Annotated in this window: 1 protein-coding gene and 1 other annotated feature; the gene reads right to left on the reverse strand. The window is 64.5% G+C overall.

The window, feature by feature from the left end; genetic code table 11:
* Positions 1 to 30 precede the first annotated feature (30 nt).
* Positions 31 to 1,313, reverse strand: a protein-coding gene (locus MLGJGCBP_RS21545) for an IS3 family transposase (protein WP_148222641.1) whose coding sequence is annotated in 2 segments (ribosomal slippage) — positions 31 to 1,025 and positions 1,025 to 1,313 — 1,284 coding nt in all. Because the reading frame shifts where the segments join, the coding sequence is not laid out codon by codon here.
* Positions 907 to 1,035 (reverse strand) — a sequence feature (AL1L pseudoknot). It overlaps the preceding gene by 129 nt.
* Positions 1,314 to 1,365: the final 52 nt, after the last annotated feature.

The following is a 1,365-nucleotide window of genomic DNA, read 5'->3' on the forward strand; positions in this document are numbered from 1 at the left end:
TGAATCGCCCCGGGTTCTACGGAGGCTCGGCTATCTGGTTCCGGCCTCAGCGAGGACCGGTGTCTCACGGTAGTCGGCCGCCGTGTGATTCGACCAGTAGGCGGTCTCGTACTCTGCGGGTGGGACGTGGTCGATCTCGCCGTGCAAGCGGCGGTGATTGAACCAGTCGATGTACTCGGCGACCGCCCACTCGACGTCTCCAAGGCCTCGCCAGCCCCCGTGCGGGCGCATCACGGGATTGCGAATGCACTCGGCCTTGAACAACGAGTTGAACGCCTCCGCCATCGCGTTGTCATACGAATCTCCCTTGGAACCAACAGAAGACACTGCGTCACACTCGTCGAGGCGCTCGGTGTATCGCACCGCTCGATACTGCACGCCGCGGTCGCTATGGTGAATCAATCCGGCGACGTCCTGGCCGACCCGTCGGCGAGCCCACAACCCCATATCCAAGGCGTCGAGGGCCAGGTCGGTACGCATCGACGTCGAAACCTGCCAACCGACGATCATCCGGGAGAACACGTCGAGGATGAACGCGGCGTACACCCACCCCGAATGAGTGCGAATGTAGGTCAGGTCCGCCACCCACAACGTGTTGGGCGCGTCGGCGACGAACTGCCGCTGGACCCGATCCGCCGGCCGCGGAGTCTCGGCCCCGTCAGCGTGCGTGGTCTTCCGCCCTTTCAACCGTAATATTCCCCGTAACCCATCGGCTTTCATCAATCGTTCCACGGTGCACCGGGCCACTGACATCCCTTCTCGTTTCAGACTGGCGTGCACTTTGCGGGCCCCGTACACCCCGAGATTGTCGGCATGAACACCCCGGATCCGGGACAGAACCTCGCGGTCACGCACCGCACGTGCCGATTCGGTTCGCTGGGGGCTCAGGTGAGCTCGGACCGTGGACGGAGCGATCTGGGCGGCCGTACCGCGCAAGACCGCGCAGATCGGATCGACTCCGTGTTCGTCGCGGTGAGCAGCGACGAACTCCACGATCAGCGCTGTGGGCGGTCGATCTCCGCCGCAAAGAAAGCCGAGGCCTGCTTGAGGATCGTGTTCGCCCGCCGCAGCTCGCGATTCTCCCGTTCCAACTGGGCAATCCGTTCGGCATCACTGGTAGTGGTGCCCGGGCGCACGCCGCCGTCGACCTCGGCCTGCTTGACCCAGGTCCTGAGCGCCTCGGGATGCACACCGAGCTGATCGGCGATCCGCTTGAGCGCTCCCGGCCGCGTCGCCGGATCCTGGCGGGCCTCGACCGCCATCCTCGTTGCTCGTTCCTTCAGCTCAACGCTGTACTTCCGTGGTGCTGCCATGCTCTCCATCCTTCACAGGTTTGAGAGCCTCCGACAGACCCGGGGCGATTCA

This window comes from Rhodococcus sp. T7, from assembly GCF_009872365.1.
GTDB lineage: Bacteria > Actinomycetota > Actinomycetes > Mycobacteriales > Mycobacteriaceae > Rhodococcus_F.